Origin of the sequence: Modestobacter marinus, from assembly GCF_019799945.1 — a bacterium.
GTDB classification, from domain to species: Bacteria; Actinomycetota; Actinomycetes; order Mycobacteriales; family Geodermatophilaceae; genus Modestobacter; species Modestobacter marinus_B.
Map to the genome: position 1 here is coordinate 1 of NZ_JABGCH010000033.1, position 17790 is coordinate 17790.

General features: G+C 75.2%; 18 protein-coding genes. 9 read left to right on the forward strand and 9 right to left on the reverse strand.

From position 1 onward, the window contains the following. Nucleotides 1-50: 50 nt before the first annotated feature. Nucleotides 51-200: a hypothetical protein gene (locus HK417_RS20630; protein WP_222270757.1), complete on the reverse strand. Its 150-nt coding sequence runs from the start codon at nucleotides 198-200 to the stop codon at nucleotides 51-53. A gap of 101 nt (nucleotides 201-301) precedes the next feature. On the opposite strand from HK417_RS20630, the gene HK417_RS20635 reads away from it, so the two are divergent. From HK417_RS20635 to HK417_RS20660, 6 genes are all read left to right on the forward strand, one after another. Then, nucleotides 302-934 carry a hypothetical protein gene (locus HK417_RS20635; RefSeq protein WP_222270759.1) on the forward strand — a complete coding sequence of 211 codons (633 nt, stop codon included), beginning with the start codon at nucleotides 302-304 and terminating at the stop codon, nucleotides 932-934. Between the two features lie 108 nt (nucleotides 935-1042). Further along, entirely contained in the window at nucleotides 1043-1210 is a 168-nt protein-coding gene (locus HK417_RS20640) for a hypothetical protein (RefSeq protein ID WP_222270761.1), read from the forward strand. Nucleotides 1211-1282: 72 nt separating this feature from the next. Further along, nucleotides 1283-2014, forward strand: a complete 732-nt coding sequence (locus tag HK417_RS20645; protein WP_222270763.1) for a phosphodiesterase — start codon at nucleotides 1283-1285, stop codon at nucleotides 2012-2014. Beyond that, a complete protein-coding gene (locus HK417_RS20650; protein ID WP_222270765.1) occupies nucleotides 2011-3573 on the forward strand; it encodes an SIR2 family protein in 1563 nt (520 codons plus the stop codon). The genes HK417_RS20645 and HK417_RS20650 overlap by 4 nt, the downstream gene beginning before the upstream one ends. 84 nt (nucleotides 3574-3657) lie before the next feature. Next, entirely contained in the window at nucleotides 3658-4449 is a 792-nt protein-coding gene (locus HK417_RS20655) for an alpha/beta fold hydrolase (RefSeq protein WP_308123734.1), read from the forward strand. Nucleotides 4450-4460: 11 nt separating this feature from the next. Further along, nucleotides 4461-6740 (forward strand): SpoIIE family protein phosphatase, encoded by a 2280-nt coding sequence (locus HK417_RS20660; RefSeq protein WP_222270769.1) that lies wholly within the window; start codon nucleotides 4461-4463, stop codon nucleotides 6738-6740. A 12-nt stretch (nucleotides 6741-6752) separates the two neighbouring features. Here the strand turns inward: HK417_RS20660 and HK417_RS20665 are convergent, their stop codons facing one another. Then, complete coding sequence (locus HK417_RS20665; RefSeq protein ID WP_222270773.1) at nucleotides 6753-9062, reverse strand: HelD family protein; 2310 nt, start codon at nucleotides 9060-9062, stop codon at nucleotides 6753-6755. Nucleotides 9063-9193: 131 nt separating this feature from the next. On the opposite strand from HK417_RS20665, the gene HK417_RS20670 reads away from it, so the two are divergent. Then, the gene (locus HK417_RS20670; protein WP_222270783.1) at nucleotides 9194-9928 is read left to right on the forward strand and encodes an alanyl-tRNA editing protein; all 735 of its coding nucleotides are present in this window, start codon (nucleotides 9194-9196) and stop codon (nucleotides 9926-9928) included. Between the two features lie 82 nt (nucleotides 9929-10010). Here HK417_RS20670 and HK417_RS20675 read toward each other — a convergent pair whose 3' ends face one another. From HK417_RS20675 to HK417_RS20690, 4 genes are all read right to left on the reverse strand, one after another. Continuing rightward, entirely contained in the window at nucleotides 10011-10433 is a 423-nt protein-coding gene (locus tag HK417_RS20675; protein ID WP_222270784.1) for a DUF1810 domain-containing protein, read from the reverse strand. Further along, the gene (locus HK417_RS20680) at nucleotides 10430-10672 is read right to left on the reverse strand and encodes a hypothetical protein (RefSeq protein WP_222270785.1); all 243 of its coding nucleotides are present in this window, start codon (nucleotides 10670-10672) and stop codon (nucleotides 10430-10432) included. The genes HK417_RS20675 and HK417_RS20680 overlap by 4 nt, the downstream gene beginning before the upstream one ends. Nucleotides 10673-10740: 68 nt before the next feature. Continuing rightward, on the reverse strand, nucleotides 10741-11364 hold the full coding sequence (locus HK417_RS20685) for a hypothetical protein (RefSeq protein WP_222270787.1): 624 nt from the start codon (nucleotides 11362-11364) through the stop codon (nucleotides 10741-10743). Between the two features lie 164 nt (nucleotides 11365-11528). Next, on the reverse strand, nucleotides 11529-12830 hold the full coding sequence (locus tag HK417_RS20690; protein WP_222270789.1) for an alkaline phosphatase: 1302 nt from the start codon (nucleotides 12828-12830) through the stop codon (nucleotides 11529-11531). Nucleotides 12831-12959: 129 nt separating this feature from the next. On the opposite strand from HK417_RS20690, the gene HK417_RS20695 reads away from it, so the two are divergent. Further along, entirely contained in the window at nucleotides 12960-13550 is a 591-nt protein-coding gene (locus HK417_RS20695) for a TIGR03086 family metal-binding protein (RefSeq protein ID WP_222270792.1), read from the forward strand. Between the two features lie 3 nt (nucleotides 13551-13553). Here the strand turns inward: HK417_RS20695 and HK417_RS20700 are convergent, their stop codons facing one another. Further along, the gene (locus HK417_RS20700; RefSeq protein WP_222270794.1) at nucleotides 13554-14624 is read right to left on the reverse strand and encodes a glutathione S-transferase family protein; all 1071 of its coding nucleotides are present in this window, start codon (nucleotides 14622-14624) and stop codon (nucleotides 13554-13556) included. Here HK417_RS20700 and HK417_RS20705 point away from each other — a divergent pair. Further along, a complete protein-coding gene (locus HK417_RS20705; protein WP_308123735.1) occupies nucleotides 14617-15129 on the forward strand; it encodes a YybH family protein in 513 nt (170 codons plus the stop codon). The genes HK417_RS20700 and HK417_RS20705 overlap by 8 nt on opposite strands. A 10-nt stretch (nucleotides 15130-15139) precedes the next feature. Here the strand turns inward: HK417_RS20705 and HK417_RS20710 are convergent, their stop codons facing one another. Both HK417_RS20710 and HK417_RS20715 read right to left on the reverse strand, forming a co-directional pair. After that, the gene (locus HK417_RS20710; protein WP_222270796.1) at nucleotides 15140-15997 is read right to left on the reverse strand and encodes a formate/nitrite transporter family protein; all 858 of its coding nucleotides are present in this window, start codon (nucleotides 15995-15997) and stop codon (nucleotides 15140-15142) included. 98 nt (nucleotides 15998-16095) lie between these two features. Then, on the reverse strand, nucleotides 16096-17700 hold the full coding sequence (locus tag HK417_RS20715; protein WP_261327477.1) for a protein kinase domain-containing protein: 1605 nt from the start codon (nucleotides 17698-17700) through the stop codon (nucleotides 16096-16098). Nucleotides 17701-17790: the final 90 nt, after the last annotated feature.

The following is a 17790-nucleotide window of genomic DNA, read 5'->3' on the forward strand; positions in this document are numbered from 1 at the left end:
TGCGGGGAAGACAGGATCAGACGAGCGCAACGGTTCACCCGTTGCAGACCTCAGCCAGGGACATCGGCCGGGGTGTCACCAACCAGGGCGAAGGTTGGCAGCCGCGGCACTAGGACGCCGTAACCGGCCAGCCCGACGGCCGCCAGCCGCCGCAGCGCGGCGCTGTGGGCGGCCAGGTGCGCCGGGTCCGCCGTCTCCATCCCCGCTCCGCCTCGGGCCGTGCCTCGGCCCGCGGTCAGCCTCACACGACCGGATCCGGTGCGCGCGGGAGCCAGCGGCGCCGGTGGGGGAGGATGGGCCGGTGACCAACGCCGTGACCGCCGGCCGGCTGGCCGGGAACCCCCCCAGCACCCCCGAGCAGGCCCGGGCCACCTGGCCGCGGATGGCCGGGCTGGGCGTCCTCCTGACGGCGCTGGGCGTGCTCGCCCTCACCTGGTCCGGTACCGGCCCGCGGCTGCTGCTCGGCGTGCTCGGCGTGCTCGCCGCGGTCTGGGGCGCCACGATGCTGCGGCGGGGACGCACCGGCTCGGTGGAGCGTGCCGCCGCCGTCGTCGGGGCGAGCGCGGTGTGGTTCGGCGTCGTCGCGTTCGCCCTGGCCCTGCTGTCGGCCACCGCGACCGGCTGGGCCCTCGCCGCCGTCCTGCTGCTGGCGCTGCCGTGCCTGGCCGTCGCCGCGCCGGGCCGCCGGGGGCTGTTTCTGCCGGCCGCCGGCGTCGTCCTCCTCGCCGCGCTGGGCCTGCTGGTCCTCGGCGGCGTCGACGTGCTGCTGGCCGGCGCCCGCGGGACCGCCGCCGTCCTGGTGGCGCTCCTCGGCCTGGTCAACGTCGCCGGCGCCATCGGCATGGCCCGCCTCGCACGTCAGCCCGCGCCGGCACCCGCCGCCGGGTGCGGCGGCTGCGCGTGCGGTGCCGGTGGCTGCGGCGGCCTGCGCTGACCCACTCCTCCCGGTGAGCGGACGTGCGCGGACTGACACCTGGTCGTTCCGCGCGTGTCACCTGCTCGTCATGCACGTCACCTACCGTCGGTCCTGGCGACGGAGCCGGTGATCCCGGATCCCGCCGGGCACGACGACGGGCCGGCCACCTGCGGCCGGGCGAGGAGGTACGACGTGGAGACGATCGAACGGACGACGTGGGTGTGCGTGAACTGCACGCGGGCGAACGCCAGCGTCCGGAAGCGCTGCGAGGACTGCGGCACCACCCGCGACTGACCCGGGCTCCGGCTGCCGGGCCCGTGCGCGTCTCGATGGGTGAGCGGCCCTCCGGGTGGTAACCCGCTGGGCATGGCTGACCTCGCCGACGCGGCGGGCCGGGCGGTCGCCGTCCCCCTCGCCGCCCTGGCCCGGGTGCGCGGCGCCAAGCCGATGCACCCGCGCGGGGTGGTCTTCGACGCCCGGCTGATCCGCACCGGCCCGGCGCGGCCCTGGGGCCTGCCGTGGATCGACGCGCGGGAGGACGCCGACGTCCTGGTGCGGCTGTCCCGCGGCGCCGGCCTGCCGCCCCGGCTGCCCGACCTGCTGGGGCTCGCCGTCCGGGTGCCCCCGCCCGCGCCGGGCGGCCGCCCGGTCGACCTGCTGCTCTCCTCCACCGGCCGCGGCCGGTGGACCCGGTCGGCGCCGGTGCTCCGCCGGGACGCGGGGGCTCCCTACGGCTCGGTCATGGCGTTCCGGACGCCGCTCGGGCCGGTCACGCTCGCGGCGCGGGCCGACGGCCCGCTGCCGGCGGACTCCGAGGGGCTGCTCGCGGCGGGTCCTGGGCGCACCTTCACCCTGGCCGCCGCCCTGGAGCGCGGTGCGCCGGAGGCGTTCGCCCGGCTCGTGCTGCGGGCGCCGCACGACCCGCCCGACCCGCAGCTGCACTTCGACGCGGTGCTGCACGCCCCGCCGGGGTTCGTCGCCGACGGCGCGATGGCCCGGTTCCGCCGGCCGGCCTACGCCCGGGCTCGGACCTGGCAGCGGGTGGACCCGGCAGCCGGGCCGCTGGAGGCCCCGGACACCGCTCCGGGCCTGCGATGAGCGGGCACGTGTTCGTGGTCGGCGCCGACCTGACCCGGCTCACCTGCGACGACGTGGTCGTGCCGACCGACCGCGCGCTGCGCGTGACCCGGAGCTGGGTGCCGCTGCTGCCACCGGACGCGCTCGGGGACGAGGACGACGAGGACGTGTGCGTCGCGGCGCGGTGGGCCGGCGACGAGCGGGTGCTCGAGGTGCCCGGCTGCGGGGAGCGCCGGGCCTGGCTGGTCGACACGGTCGACTCCGGCGACGTCGCCGAGGCCGACGACGCCCGGCTGGCCTGGCTGCTCGACGGCGCGCGGGAGGTGCTGGGCGCGGTGGCCGGCCGGGACGTGGCCGAGCCCGCGCACGGCCGGGTCCGCCGGCTGGTCGGGCTGCCCGCGCTGGGCACCGGCTGGGGCGGTGCGGCCGGGCGCCGCGGTGAGCTGCTCAGCGGCCTGCTGCCGGTGCTGCAGCAGGCCGCGGAGGAGCACGGGTACGACGTCACGCTGGTGCTGCACCGGCCCAGCGACGTGGCCGCCGCCCAGCGCGTGCGCCGCGCCGAGGGCGGCTGGCAGCTCCCGGCGGAGCTCCGCGCGGTGGCCGAGGACCTCGGTGCCCGCGCGCGGGCCGGCGGTCTCGCGGTCTTCGTGGGCGCCGGGGTGAGCGCCGCGGCCGGCCTGCCGACCTGGCCCGAGCTGCTCGCCGAGCTCGCCGAGCGGGCCGGGCTGGACGGCGGGCTGCGGGCCGGGCTCGCCCAGCTGCCCCCGCAGGACGCAGCCGCCCTGCTCGCCCGGGAACTCGGCCGGGAGCAGCTCACCCGCTACGTGGAGGAGCGCTTCGGCCCCGGCACGTACTCGCTGGCGCACGCGCTCATCGCCGGGCTGCCGGTGCACGAGTACGTCACGACGAACTACGACCAGCTCATCGAGCTCGCCGCCGCCGACGTCGGCCGGCGGATGCGGGCGCTGCCGTTCGACGAGGCGACCGTCGAGGACCCGTGGCTGTTGAAGCTGCACGGCGACGTCCGGCACCCCGACAGCATCGTGCTCACCCGCGAGCAGTACCTGGAGTTCGGGGACCACCGGACGGCGCTGGCCGGGGTGCTGCAGTCGCTGCTGCTCACCCGGCACGTGCTCTTCGTCGGCACCTCGATGCTCGACGACGACCTGATCCGCATCGCCCACCAGGTGCGGAACGTGCTGCACCTGCCGGACCCCGCCCGCGAGCGGCGCAACGGCACGGTGCTGACGCTGCAGGAGGACCCGGTGCGCGCCCGGCTGTGGGAGCAGGACGTCGAGACGGTGGCGATGGCCCGCGCCGACGTCGACCCGGCCGAGGCCGCCCGCCGGCTGGAGGTGCTGCTGGACCTGCTCGGCTGCCTGTCCAGCCGCCCGACCGGCTACCTCCTCGACCCCGCCTACCGCGGCCTGCTGGACGAGGCGGAGACGACGCTGTCCGCCGCGCTGGCCGACGTCGCCGACGCCGTCGAGCAGGGGGCGGGGGAGAGCTGGGCCGGTCGCGAGGTGCGGCGGCTGCTGTCCGAGCTGGGCCACGGCGACGGGCGCGGCGCCGGCGGCTGAGCAGCGGTTCCCCCCGGCTGGCTGGACAGCGGCGCGGGGACCCGGCACTGTCGCGGGACCGCGGAGATCGGTACCGTGGGACCGGTGATCGTGAGCACGGGAAACGACGTCCGTGTGAGCGGGGTCCCGGACGGGCGGCCCATCGTCTTCGCCCACGGTTACGGCTGCGACCAGAACATGTGGCGGTTCGTCGCACCGGACTTCGAAGTGGACCACAAGGTCGTCACCTTCGACTTCGTCGGCTTCGGGCAGTCCGACCTCGCGGCCTACGACCCGGCCAGGTACAACTCGCTGCGCGGGTACGCCGATGACGTCGTGCGACTCCTCCGTGAGCTGGAGCTGACCGACGTGGTGTTCGTCGGTCACTCGGTCAGCGCCATGATCGGCGTCCTCGCCCACCTGCAGGCGCCGGAGCTCTTCGGCGCGCTGGTGATGGTCGGCCCGAGCGCCCGGTACGTCGACGACGGCGAGTACACCGGGGGCTTCTCCCGGGCGTCGATCAGCGAGCTGCTGGACAACCTCGACGCCAACCACCTGGGCTGGTCCGCCGCGATGGCGCCGGTGATCATGGGCAACCCGGACCGCCCGGAGCTGGCGCAGGAGCTGACCAACAGCTTCTGCCGCACGCACCCCGACGTCGCCCGCCAGTTCGCCCGGGTCGCGTTCCTGTCCGACAACCGGGCCGACCTCGCCGGCGTGACCGTGCCCACCCTGGTGCTGCAGTGCTCCGAGGACGTGATCGCACCGGAGTCCGCCGGTCGTTTCGTGCACGAGGCCCTCCCGGACAGCGCCTTCATCCAGCTCGCCGCCACCGGTCACTGCCCGAACCTGAGCGCTCCGGAGGAGACGACCGCGGCGATTCGGGCCTTCCTGTAGCCGGCCGCGCGATGAACCCCGACGACCGGCGCTCCGGGAGCGAGGTCCGGACCGCGCTGGACCACCTGCTCGAGGACGACCCGGCGGACCTCTACGAGAACGCGCCGTGCGGCTACCTGTCCACGCTGCCCGACGGGACGATCGTCAAGGTCAACCGGACGCTGTGTGCCTGGACGGGCCGCACCGCCGACCAGCTGCTGCGCACCCGGCTGCGCGACGTCCTGAGCCTGGGCGGGCAGGTGTTCCACGACACCCACCTCGCGCCGCTGCTGCGGATGCAGGGCGCGGTTCGGGAGGTCGCCCTGGACGTCGTCCGGTCGGACGGGTCGCTGCTGCCCTGCCTGGTGAACGCCGTGGAGCTGCGCGACGCCGACGGCACCCCGCTCATGGTGCGGGCCACCCTCTTCGAGGCCACCGCCCGGCGGCGCTACGAGCGGGAAATCCTGACCGCGCACCGGGCCGCCGAGGAGTCCGAGGCGCGGTCCCGCACCCTCCAGCAGGTGGTCTCCGAGTTGGCCCAGGCCACCACCGTCGCCGACGTCGCCCGGGTCGTGGCCGAACGCGGCCGGCGCGCGGTCCGGGCGGCCGGCGCGGCCCTGTGGCTGCTCAACGACTGGGTGCCACCGGCGTACCGGACGCCGTCCCTGGCCACGCCGCTGCCCGAGCGGGCGCTGACCCTGGCCCACACCGACGGCCTCCCCGAGCCGCTGCTCCGCGCGCTGGTGGACGCGGCGCGCGGACAGTGGGCGCTCGAGCTGGCCCAGGGCGTCCGGTTCGTCCGGTTCGACGAGGGACTGCGCCGTTCCCAGCCCGGGCTCGCGACCGCCCTGGACGCCGCGGGTCTGCAGGCCGTGGTCATCGTCCCGGTGTCGGCCGACAACCGCCGTCTCGGCGCGCTCGTGCTCGGGATGGACGGCCACACCGACGACGACCTGATCAGCCTGGAGGAGCCGGGCTCCGAGCTTCCCCCGGCCGACCTGGAGCTGCTCGGCACGCTGGGCAGCCAGGCCGGGCAGGCGTTGGAGCGGGCGCGGCTGTACGAGGAGACCGCGCGTCAGGCGCAGCGGTCGGCCTTCCTGCTGGACGCCGCGCGGCTGCTTGCCCGGGCCACCGGGGTCACCGAGTCCCTCGATCAGCTGGCGGCGATGGTCGTGCCGCGGCTGGCCGACATCTGCCTGCTGGACGTCATCGACGAGCACGGCATGAACCGGGTGGTGGCCCGGCACGGGGACCCGGGCCGTCAGTCGCTGGTCGACGCGCTGCGGGCGTGGGCGCCGCCGGTGCGGGAGCTGCCGGCGCCGGCGCGGGAGGCGATGGAGCAGGGGCGGACCCGCTTCTTCCCGGTGGTGGCCGACGACTGGCTGACCGGGGTGATCCGGGACCCGGGTGAGCTCGCCGCCGTGCGGGCCCTGGACCTGGTGAGCATCATCAGCGTCCCGCTGCTGGCCGAGGGGCGGGCGCTGGGCGTGATGACGCTGAGCGCCGACCAGCGCCGTCCTCCGTTCAGCACGGCGGACGTCGAGCTGGCCGAGCAGCTGGCCCTGCAGGTGTCGCTGATGATGGTCAAGGCGCAGCGGTACGAGCTGGAGGCCCACACCTCGCACACGCTGCAGGCGACCCTGCTGCCCCCGCCGCCGCCCCCCGTCCCCGGTGTCGCGATCGCCGTCCGGTACCTGGCCGCCACCTACGGGGTCGAGATCGGGGGCGACTTCTACGACGTCACGACGCTGCCCGACGACCACGTGGCGATCGCCGTCGGGGACGTCGTCGGGCACGACATCACCGCCGCGGCCACCATGGGCCAGCTGCGCAGCGTCTACCGGGCGCTGCTGGTGGAGAGCCCCGCGCCGAGCACCGTCATCGACCGGCTGCAGGCCAGCTGGCCGCTGCTGGGGCTGCAGCGCATGGCGACCGCGCTGTTCGCCACCCTGGACCTGGACACCGGCGTGCTGCACGTCGCCTCGGCCGGGCACCCGCCGCCGCTGATGGTCGCCGACGGCCGAGCCGAGTTCCTGCCGGTCCCGCCGAGCCGGATGCTCGGCGCGCCGCCGGCCCCGGCCGTCGGGTGGAGCGGTGTCGTCCCGCCCGGCGCGACGCTGGTGCTGTTCACCGACGGGCTGGTCGAGAGCCGTGATCACGACATCGACGCCGGGCTCGAGCGGCTGCGGGCCTCGGCCTGCCGCACGGCGACCAGCGACCCGGACGAGCTCTGCGACCGGTTGCTCACCGACCTGGCCGGCACCCACCGCGCCGACGACATCGCGCTGCTGGCGCTCACCCGCGAGGCCTGATCCTCCGAGGGGTCAGCAGGTCTCGAGGCGGTCCAGTACGGCCGGCATCCGGCCGGTGGAGAGGACGGCGAGGCGCTGGGTGGCCCGGGTGAGCGCCACGTACAGGTCGCTGTCGCCGCGCACGCCCTCGTCGAGCAGGCCCTGCGGGTCGACGAGCAGCACCGAGTCGAACTCCAGACCCTTGGCGTCCACCGGGCGCAGCACCACCGGGCCGGCCGAGGAGTCGGCCGCGGGGCCGGAGGAGACCGCGGGGAAGCGGCCCGACAGCGCCTCGACCAGCGCCGCCACCCGGCTGGGTGGGGCGATCACCGCCACCGTGCCGCCGCGGTCGGCCAGCTCGGCGGTCGCGGTGACGGCCCGGGGGAGGAGCCGCTCCTCGGCCAGCTGCTCGGCCCGGGGCGGCACCCCGGTGCTGCGCACGGACCGGGGCGCGGACGCCGTCGAGCCGCTCACGGCGAGGACGTCGGCCGCCACGGCCATGATCTCGGTCGGCGTGCGGTAGTTGACGGTCAGCTGGGCGAGCCGCCACTGGCCCTCGGCGTGCGGCTGCAGCGCCTCCGCCCAGTCCCGGGCGCCCTCCAGGCTGCCGGTCTGGGCCAGGTCGCCGACGACGGTCATCGACCGGGTCGGGCACTTTCGCACCAGCAGCCGCCAGGCCATCGGCGACAGCTCCTGCGCCTCGTCGACGACCACGTGCCCGAAGGTCCAGGTGCGGTCGACGGCGGCCCGCTCCGCGGCGGTGCGGACGTCGACCTCCGTCTCCCGGTCGGCCAGCAGCTCGGCGTCCAGCAGGTCGACCGCGGTGAGCTCCTCGGACTCCTCGTCCTCGAAGTCCACCGACCGGGAGCCGTGCAGCAGGTCCAGGGTCTCCTGCGCGTGCTCGCGGGCCAGCCGCCGGCGGCGCGCCTCGCGGGCCCGCTCGGCGCTGTCGTCGAAGCCGAGGAGCTCGTCGGCCTCCTCCAGCAGCGGCACGTCCGCCGGCGTCCATGCCGAGTCCGCCGGGCGGTGCAGCAGCGCGCGCTCCTCCTCCGACCAGCCCTTGGTGGCGCGCTGGATGCGCTCCGGGTCGGCGAGCAGGTCGCCGAGCAGCTGCTCGGGGGTGAGCACCGGCCACAGCTCCTCGACCAGCCGGCGGACACCCGGGTCGGCGGCCATCTCCGCCCGCAGGTCCTCGAGCTCGCGGCGGGCCAGCAGGCTCTCCGCGCCGCGGACCTCGTTGCCGATCCGGGCGGCGAAGCGCTCGGTCACCAGGTCGACGACCGCCCGCGCGAAGGCCGGCCGCCCCAGGTTGTGCTGCCGGGAGGCGCGCCGGCCCGCGGTCCGGCAGCGGGTCAGGTCCACGCCGCGCAGCGGGATGCGGACGCCGTCCACGACCAGCTCCCGGACCCCGCGCGGCACCGTCTGCCGGTCCTTGATGGCGGCCTTGAGCACGTCGACCATCGCCAGCCGGCCCTTGAGCTCGGCGACCTGGGGGTGCTCGGCGCCCCGCGCGTCCAGCCCAGGCCGCAGCTGGCCGAGCCCGGCCAGCAGCACGCCGGTCTCGCCCAGCGCGGGGAGCACATCGGCGATGTAGCGGAGGAAGGTCGGCGTGGGGCCGACCACGAGCAGCCCGCTGCGGGCCAGCCGCTCGCGGTGGGTGTAGAGCAGGTAGGCGGCCCGGTGCAGCGCGACGGCGGTCTTGCCGGTGCCCGGCCCGCCCTGCACGACGAGCAGGCCGCGGGCGTCGCTGCGGATGATCGCGTCCTGCTCGGCCTGGATGGTCGCCACGATGTCGGTCATCCGGCCGGTGCGCTCGGCGGTCAGCGCGGCCATCAGGGCGGCCTCGCCGGTGAGCGCGGGCCCGTCGTGGGCCCCGGGGTCGACGGTGAGCACCTCGTCGTTGACCGCGGTCACGGTGCGGCCGCGGGTCCGGATGTGCCGCCGGCGGACCACGCCCTCGGGCCGGAACGCCGTCGCGGTGTAGAAGGGCCGGGAGGCCGGCGCCCGCCAGTCGACCAGCGCCGGGTCACCGGACGGGTCGTCGGCGGCGAGGCCGACCCGGCCGATGTACAGCGGCTGCGGGGACGCCTCGCGGTCCAGCCGGCCGATCACCAGCGCGTGCTCGGCGGCGTCCAGCGCGGTGATCCGCTGGGTCTGGAAGCGGGCCGCCGCCTCCCGCTCGCCGAGGGCCTGCGGGTTGATGGCCGGCATGGCCAGCGCCTGCCGGAAGCGGGTGACCGCCAGCTCGCGGGCATCGTCCAGCCGGCGGTAGAGGTCGGTGACGGCCGTCTGCTCGGCCTGGAGGTCCGGGGCGTCCGGAACGAGGGGCGAGGCGCTCGACAACGGGTGCTGCTCCTCGGGAGGTGGCGCGTGCGGCTGCGCGCGGCGTGCTCGGTGGCGACTCGCAACCATACGTGGGCCGACGCGTCCATGTCGGCGTGTCCGGACGACGGCGGAGCGGCCAGGATCGGGTCATGGCCGACGCCGCCCACGGGCACACCCACCGCCTCGACCTCGACGACGCCACCGTGCGGGAGTGGGACGCGACCGTCCTGTCCGCCGACCCGGAGCAGGGCATCGTGCTGGACCGGTCCGCGTTCTACCCCGGCGGCGGCGGGCAGCCGCCGGACGAGGGCGTGCTGCTGTGGGGCGGCGTGCGCACCCGCATCGCCGGGACCCGCAAGGGCGACGAGCTGTACCTCGTCCCGGTCGAGGGCGACCCGGTGCCGCCGGTGGGGACGGCGGTGCGGGGCGCGCTGGACGACGAGCGGCGCACCGCGCTGATGCGCACCCACTCCGGGCTGCACGTGCTCACCGGGGTCGTCTTCCGCGACTTCGGCGCCCTGGTCACCGGCGGCAACATGGAGCCGCTGACCGCCCGGATGGACTTCGACCTCGCCGAGCTGCCGCCGGACTTCAAGGAGCGGGTCGCCGAGTCGGTGAACGCGGAGCTCGCCGCCGACCGGCGGATCGAGGTGCGGACCCTGCCGCGGGCGGAGGCGTTCGCGATCCCGGACATCATCAGGACCGCCACGAACCTGCTCCCGCCGGACATCGAGGTGGTGCGGATCGTCGACATCGTCGGGCTGGACACCCAGGCCGACGGCGGCACCCACGTCGCGTCCACGGCGATGGTCGGCCGGGTCGAGGTGGTCAAGGTGGAGAACAAGGGCCGCGGCTTCCGCCGCCTGCGCGTGCGGATCGTCTGAAGAAGGACCACCCTTCCCCCCACGCCTCGCAGGCTCGGCGCGGGCCCCTGAAGGGTGGCCATCAGGACGGCGGCGGGGTGGGTCAGAGACGGGCGGTCGTCGCGTCGTCCTCGCTGCCGGCGAAGTACTGGTCCAGCACCGCGCGGAAGACCGGCTCGTCGGACACCGCGGCGAACAGGGTCATCGAGGACCGCAGCTTCTGGGCGTCCACCGGCCCGAGGACGGCGACCGGGTCGGTCGCGCCGAGCCCGGTGAGTGCCCCCGCGCACTCGACCAGGCGCGGCCCGAGCACGGGGTGGGCCAGGTAGGCCCGGGCCTCGTCGCGGCCGCTGATCGCGTAGTGCTGCGCCGTAGGGCTGCGGCCGAGCCCGGCCACCTGCGGGAAGACGAACCACATCCAGTGGCTGCGCTTCTGCCCGGCCTTCAGCTCCGCCAGCGCCTGCCGGTACGTGCCGCCGTCGTCCTGGGCGTCGACGAACCGCTGCAGGCCGAACGGGTCGGTCACGGGGCGTCGTACTCCCCGAGGGCCGACCGCAGCCGGTGGTTGAGGCCGTCGAGCGCCTCGCGGAGCGAGACCTCGTCGCCGGGCTCGGGCAGCATGCCGAGGCGGCGGAACCGCTCGGCCAGCCGGTGGGTCAGGTGGTCGGGGACGTCGCCGGCCAGGAGGTGGCCCTCCAGGACGGCGAGGATGCCGATCAGCACCGCCATGTCCTCGGGTGCCACAGGGCGCAGGGTGGGCTGCATGTCCCGGAGGGTCGTGCCGGGCGGCCCTCCGCGCAAGCCTCCTGAGCGCCGTTCGCCGACCGGCGGGCTCAGACCGTCTCGGGCACCCGCAGGTGGGCGACGACGAGGTCGAACTCGGCGATCTCCGTGACCCGGGTCCCCATGCCGCGGGCGTACTGCTCGCGCAGCAGGTCGGCCCGCTGACCGGCGGCGAGCATCGCCTCCCGGTCGGCGTAGGTCGCCGCGAGCACCGTGCGGCCGGCGACCCGGTCCACCATCAGGCTGGCGCTGCTGAAGCCGACGAGCTCCTCGAACCTGGGGAGCAGGGTGATCCGGAAGGTGCTGAGGTCGTCGTCCAGCCGGTCGGGGTCGCGCAGCGCACCCCAGGTCACCCGGCAGCAGGCCTCCGGCCCGGCCGGCTGCACCCGGTGCATGACGGCGATCTCCCACTCGTTGACCATCGGGACGGCGCCGAGCACCTGCGCGATCCGGGTGCGGTGCGGCCGCATGCTCTCCGCGCTGGCCTGCATGGTCTCCTCGGTGCGCCAGCCGCTGGTGACGATGCAGCGGCCGGACCGGCGGCCGGCGAGCATCGACAGGCCGGTGCAGCCGTCGAGTTGCGTCGTCGCGGGCAGCCACTCGTCGCGGACGACGGTGATCGCCTCCTCGATGGCCCGGGGGTTCCCGCGCAGCGTGGTGGTCCGTGCGTACATCGGCGGGCGCTCCTCTCGCGGCCGCGGCACCCCGGCCGGTGCCGCCGTACTGGCACTCTGCGGGACGCCCGGCCCGGGCACCGACAGCGTGTCCCGCTCGGGGTCGACGCCCGGCGTTGCGCAACATTGCGCTGATGCTCAGTTACGGTACGAGAGGTCCGGCATCAGTCCAGCAGCGCGTCGCTGAGCACCTCGTACAGGCGGGTGTTCCGGTACGAGCCCGTCAGTGCCTCGCTGCCCGGGCCCTCCGCGGTGACGACCGTCGGTGCGCCGGTGTGCTGGCTCGAGGTCCAGTCCAGGACGAACGTCCTGTCGCTGCCGGCCACGGGGAACGGGCCGTCCTCCCCGGAGACCCGCTCCTGCGTCGGCGCCGGGGTGCCGTCCAGCGTGCCCCCCGGGCCGCTCTCGTCCTTGGCGTCGACGTCCTCGATGGTCAGCCCGCCGGTCTCGTGGTCGCCGGTGACGACGAGCAGGGTGTCCGGGTGCTCGGCCACGTACTCCCGGGCGACCTGCACCGCGTCGTCCAGGGCGCGCATCGCCTGCAGCATCCGGGTGCCGTTGTTGTGGTGCGCCATCTCGTCGACGCCCTCCTCCTCGACGAGGAGGAAGAAGCCGTCCTCGTCCTCGGACAGCACGTCGAGGGCCTTCGCGGTCATATCCGCCAGCGGGACGACGGGGGAGTACTCGTCGCCCCGCCCCTCCGCACGCATCTGGAACATCTCCTCGTTGGCGAACAGGCCGAGCAGCCGGTCGCCCTCGGCCGCCGCCAGGCCCGCGGCGTCCGAGAGGTGCACGTAGCCCAGCCCCTCGGCCTGCGCGAGCAGGTCGCCCTGCTGGCTGCGGCTCACCTCCGGGTCCTCCGCGTCCCCGGTGCGGGGCGGGAAGGCGCCCTCGTCGCCGGCCGGCAGCCACCAGTCCTCGCCGCCGCCCAGGATCACCTGCGGCCCGTTGACCTCCAGGTACTGGCCGGCGATCTGGTCCTGCAGGGCACGGTCGGTGGTGGAGCTGAAGAAGGCGGCCGGCGTGGCGTCGGTGACCTGCGCCGTCGTCACCAGGCCGGTGGCGAGCCCCGCCTCGGCCGCTTGCGCGCCGATGGTGGGCAGCGGGTTGCCGTCGACGTCGACGCTGATCCCGCCGTTGAAGGTCTTCACGCCGGTGGCCCAGGCGCTGGCGCCGGCGGCTGAGTCGGTCACGGTCTCCAGTGGGTCGCGCGGGTCGGTGGTCTGCAGCCCCGCGACCGCCAGGGAGTCCATGGCCAGCTGCCCGTCGAAGCCCTGCTGGTCCAGCCGGCCGGCCTCGCGGTGGGCGGCGGCCATGCCGTCGCCGTTGACGAAGATGACGCTGCGGACGTCGTCCTCCTCGTCGCCGGGCGCGAGACACGAGGGCAGCAGGACCAGGCCGCCGACCAGCGTCGCCGCCAGCGCGGTGGGGAGTCCGCGGGATCGCCGGGACGTGGACGTCGACATGGGTCCCCCTCGGGGTGGGTGCGGAGCCCGCTCCGTGGCCCTGCACTGCGGTCAGCCTGCGAGCGCCTCCTGCGCGGCGCAATCCCCGGCGGACCGATGAGTCCGGCACGTCCGGCCGGTCGTGTCCGCATGACGACGACGACCCTCGACCTCGCCCCCCAGGCCGCCGAGCTGGCCCGCGTGGTGGCCGGGATCCGCGACGACCAGCTCCACGCCGAGACGCCGTGCGCCGGCACCCCGGTGGCCGGGCTGCTCGACCACGTGGTCGGCCTGACCTACGCGTTCCGGTGTGCCGCGGAGAAGCGGCCGCTGCCCGGCGCCCCGGAGGCCGCGGCCGACACCCTGCCCGCCGACTGGCGGGAGCGCGTGCCGCGCCAGCTCGACGAGCTGGTCACCGCTTGGCGCGAGCCGGCCGCCTGGGAGGGGACGGCCGAGGCCGGTGGGGTGGAGCTGCCGGCCCCGGTCATGGCGGCGGTGGCGCTGGACGAGGTGCTGGTGCACGGCTGGGACCTGGCGGTCGCCACCGGCCAGGCCTTCCGCGCCGACCCGGCCAGCGTGCAGGCGTGCCTGGAGCTGGTGGGCGACCGCACGAACCTGCCCGCCGACGAGGACGGCGGCCTGTTCGGCCCCGCGGTGCCGGTGCCGCCGGACGCCCCGGCCCTCGACCGGCTGCTGGGCCAGACCGGCCGCGACCCGGCCTGGCGACCGGGCCGCGACTGATGGTCAGCTGCGCGCGGCCACCGGCCGCACGGTCCGGCGGTGGCCGATGCCGCCCGCGCCGTGCGCGGGGTCGACCTCCTCGCCGGCCGCGACCGGCCCCGGCGGGGTGCCGTCGCCGAACGGGCTGCCGCCGAGCTCCTCGCGGTGGTGCGGGGTCAGCCAGTTCGACGTGTCCGGCCCCAGGGGGATGACCTGGGTCGGGTTGATGTCGGCGTGCACCACGTAGTAGTGCTCCTTGATCTGCGGGAAGTCGGTGGTGTCACCGAACCCGGGGGTCTGGAACAGGTCGCGCGCGTACGCCCAGAGCACCGGCATCTCCGACAGCTTCTGCCGGTTGCACTTGAAGTGGCCGTGGTAGACGGGGTCGAAGCGGGCGAGGGTGGTGAACAGCCGGACGTCGGCCTCGGTGATCGTGTCGCCCATCAGGTACCGCTGGTCCGCCAGCCGGTCCTCCAGCCAGTCCAGCGCCGTCCACAGCCGCTGGTAGGCCCGGTCGTAGGCGCGCTGGGAGCCGGCGAACCCGCAGCGGTAGACCCCGTTGTTGACCTCGGTGAAGACCTTGTCGATGAGCTGGTCCATCTCGTCCCGCAGGGGCTCCGGGTAGAGGTCGGGCGCGCCGTCGCGGTGGTACGCCGTCCACTCGGTGGAGAAGTCCAGCGTCATCTGCTTGAAGTCGTTGGTGACCACGGCCTTCGTGGGGACGTCGACCATCGCCGGCACCGTGATGCCACGGGAGTACTCGGGGTCCCGGGCGAGGAACGCCTCCTGCAGCCGCTCGTAGCCGAGCACCGGGTCGCGGCCGTCCGGGTCGAGGTCGAAGGTCCAGCTGCGCTCGTCGTGCGTGGGGCCGCAGATGCCCATCGAGATGACCGGCTCCAGGCCGAGCAGCCGGCGGACGATCGTCGCCCGGTTGGCCCACGGGCAGGCCCGCGCGACGACGAGCCGGTACCGGTCGGGCTCGACCGGCCAACCGCTCGACCCGTCCGCGGTGATCCGGTCGGTGAGGTAGTTCTGGTCGCGCTTGTACTCCTGCCCGTCGTTGACGTAGCCGGAGCCGGATTCCGAGGTGCTCACGGCCCCCACCCTGACCGACCTCGGCGCCGTCCGCAGCGTGGTCGCCGGGAAACGACGACCGGGGCCATTGACCGCGGTGCCCGGCGCGCGCAGCCTCGACGTCCTTCGACGGAGGAGGCAGGGCATGGCCCGCAGCGACATCGAAGCCCTCGGCGCCACCATGGAGCAGGGGCTGGAGAAGGCCGACGCGACGCTGATCGCCTCGGTCTACGGACCGGGCGCGCGGCTGATGCCGCCGGGCTCCGACGTGCTGACCGGCGAGGCGATCGAGCAGTACTGGCAGGGGGTGCTCAACGCGGGCATCACGGGCGGCCGGATGGAGCTCGTGTCGCTCGAGGAGCACGGCGACGTCGGCATCGAGGAGGGGCGCTACGAGATGCGGATCGGCGATCAGGTGGCCGACCGCGGCAAGTACGTCGTCGTCCACCACCGGCAGCCGGACGGCGGCTGGCGGTTCCACCTGGACATCTTCAACTCCAGCATGCCGACGGCCGCGCCGGCCTGAGCGCCAGAGGTCAGGCCCGCTCGGCGTCCGGTGCCTCCACGGCCGCGGGCTGGTCGGGCTGATCGGCCTGGTCGCGCAGGAACAGGTACCAGTAGGACGTCGCCACGAAGACGACCGCGCCGACCAGGTTCCCGACGCCGGCGAGCAGCCAGTTGACCAGCGTCTCGCTCCAGCCGACGTCCGGGACGCCGACGAAGATCGCCGCGGGCAGGAAGAACATGTTGGCGACGATGTGGTCGAAGCCCATCGCGACGAACGCCATGATCGGGAAGAAGATCGCCAGCACCTTCCCGGAGACGCTCTTCGCGGCCAGCGACATCCACACCGCGAGGCACACCAGCCAGTTGCAGCCGACCCCGCGCAGGAACACCTGCCACGGCGTCTCGTGCAGCCCCTTCGCCTCGGCGATCGACGCGAGCCGCTCGTAGAGCAGCCCGGGGCTGCCGGTGTCCCCGGCCTCCCCGATCACGCCGGTCTGCACCGCGAGGAAGTAGGCGACGAACAGCGCGCCGAGGAGGTTGCCGAGCAGCACCAGCGTCAGGTTCTGGACGACATCGCCCACCCCGATCCGGCCGCGCATCGCGCTCAGCGGGACCAGCATCATGTTGCCGGTCGCGAGGTCCGAGCCGGCGATGAGCACCAGCACGAGACCGAGGGTGAACGCCGCGCCCATGAACAGGGTGGGCAGCGTGCCCCACTGCTCGGGCGACAGGCCGGAGGAGACGGTGATCGCCACCAGCGCGCCGAAGGAGATGTAGGCGCCGGCCAGGAACGCACTGACGAGCACCTTGTCCCAGGTGCGGTGGGTCTTCTTCGCGCCGGTCTCGACGGCCGCCTGGGCCATCTCCTTCGGTTCACGCGCGGTCATCGGGCCTCCCGGACGTCGCTGCCCGGGCCTCCGCCGGCCTCCCGGGCAGGTCCAGGGTCACCGACCCGGCTCCGTCCTGCCACGCGACGGGATTCGAGTCAGCCGTTGCCGCGGCGCCGGCCGTCGCCGTCGTTGTCCCCGTCGTTGTCGCCGCCGTCGTTGTTGCCGCCGTCGTCGTCGTTTCCGTTGCCGTTGCCGTTGCCCGGGTTGCCCTCGTCGCCGTTCCCGCCGCCCTCGTCCCCGTTGCCGTCGTCGCCACCGTCGTCGCTGTTCTCGTCCGTCGTCTCGGGCGCGGGCGTGGGCGTGGGCGGAGGCGGCGGGGTCACGGCGTAGGTCACCGTCACCGCGGTGCCGCGGGGCAGCGGACCGGTCGGGTCGACGGCGATGACCTCACCGTCGGGGACGTCGGAGGTCTGCAGCGGCTTCGGGGTGACCGCGAAACCCAGCGCGGTGAGCCCGGCCTGCACGTCGGCCAGGGGTCGGCCCACGAAGTCCGCCGCGGTCAGGGAGACCAGCTGGACCGTCGGGGCGGCCGTCGTGGTCGGCGCCGGCGGGGCTGCGGTCGGCTGCGGGGTGGCGGTGTCCGACGAGTTGCCGAGCAGTTGGAAGCCGCCGAACACGATCCCGGCGACGAGCAGGACCGCGAGCGCCGACACGAGGAGGCGTCGCCACCGGCGGCCGGCCGGCTGCTCGCCGTCCGCGGGGGCGACCTGGTCCAGCGGGGACGCGTCGGACTCGGGCAGGGGGAGGACGCGGGTGGTGGGCATCGGCGACGTGCCGGGCCCGGAGGCCGGGGGCGGGGCGACCGCGGTCGGGACGGCGACCGGCGGCACCGCGACCGCGGCCCGGCGGGCGGGGCCCGGCTCCCGGGACAGCAGCGCGTCCACCGCGTCACGCAGCGCCGCGCCGTCGGGGATGCGCACGGCCGGGTCCTTCGCCGTCGCGTGCCCGACCAGCGCCCGGACGTCGACGGGGACGTCGGGCGGCAGCGGCGGCGGCACCTCCTGGATGTGCATGAGCGCCACCTGCACGGAGCTCTCGCCCTCGAACGCGCGCCGGCCGGCAAGGCACTCGTAGGCCACCAGGCCCAAGGCGTAGACGTCGCTGGCCGGGCCGGCCTTCCCGCCCTTGGCCTGCTCGGGGGAGAGGTAGTGCGCGGTGCCGACGACCTGGCCGGTGAGGGTGAGCGGCACGCTGGCGGCGGAGGAGGCGACCCCGAAGTCGGTGATCTTCACCGAGCCGTCCTCGGTGAGCAGCACGTTGCCCGGCTTGACGTCCCGGTGGACGACGCCCGCGGCGTGTGCGGCGGCCAGCCCGTCGGCGGTCTGCCGCACGATCTGCAGGGTCCGCTCCGGGCGCAGCCGCTGCTCGCGGCGCAGCAGCGACGACAGCGACTCGCCGCGCACCAGCTCCATCACCAGGTAGGCCAGGTGGTCGCCGGAGGAGGACTGCTCGGCCGGCACCTCGCCGTAGTCGAAGAGGGTGGCGATGTGGGGGTGGATCAGCCCGGCGGAGTGCTGCGCCTCGGCGCGGAAGCGGGCGAGGAAGGTGGCGTCGCCGGTGAACTCGGTGCGCAGCACCTTGACCGCGACGTCCCGGTTGAGCACCCGGTCGCGGGCGCGCCACACCTGCCCCATGCCACCCGTGGCGATGAGCGAGGAGAGCTCGTAGCGGCCTCCGATGGCCCCGTCCTGCGGCTGCATCACGCTCCTCGACCGGCCACCGGCCGACCCGGCTGCCGGGTACGACGATCCCACGACCGCGCCCCGTCGTCGCGTGCGTCCCGCGAACGA

Bases quoted from the DNA above. Each gene is read 5' to 3' on its own strand.
- HK417_RS20685 (WP_222270787.1), bottom strand. From the start codon at position 11,364: ATGTACGCACGGACCACCACGCTGCGCGGGAACCCCCGGGCCATCGAG.
- HK417_RS20690 (WP_222270789.1), bottom strand. From the start codon at position 12,830: ATGTCGACGTCCACGTCCCGGCGATCCCGCGGACTCCCCACCGCGCTG.
- HK417_RS20645 (WP_222270763.1), top strand. From the start codon at position 1,283: ATGGCTGACCTCGCCGACGCGGCGGGCCGGGCGGTCGCCGTCCCCCTC.
- HK417_RS20660 (WP_222270769.1), top strand. From the start codon at position 4,461: ATGAACCCCGACGACCGGCGCTCCGGGAGCGAGGTCCGGACCGCGCTG.
- HK417_RS20650 (WP_222270765.1), top strand. From the start codon at position 2,011: ATGAGCGGGCACGTGTTCGTGGTCGGCGCCGACCTGACCCGGCTCACC.
- HK417_RS20630 (WP_222270757.1), bottom strand. From the start codon at position 200: ATGGAGACGGCGGACCCGGCGCACCTGGCCGCCCACAGCGCCGCGCTG.
- HK417_RS20695 (WP_222270792.1), top strand. From the start codon at position 12,960: ATGACGACGACGACCCTCGACCTCGCCCCCCAGGCCGCCGAGCTGGCC.
- HK417_RS20710 (WP_222270796.1), bottom strand. From the start codon at position 15,997: ATGACCGCGCGTGAACCGAAGGAGATGGCCCAGGCGGCCGTCGAGACC.
- HK417_RS20680 (WP_222270785.1), bottom strand. From the start codon at position 10,672: ATGCAGCCCACCCTGCGCCCTGTGGCACCCGAGGACATGGCGGTGCTG.
- HK417_RS20715 (WP_261327477.1), bottom strand. From the start codon at position 17,700: ATGCAGCCGCAGGACGGGGCCATCGGAGGCCGCTACGAGCTCTCCTCG.
- HK417_RS20670 (WP_222270783.1), top strand. From the start codon at position 9,194: ATGGCCGACGCCGCCCACGGGCACACCCACCGCCTCGACCTCGACGAC.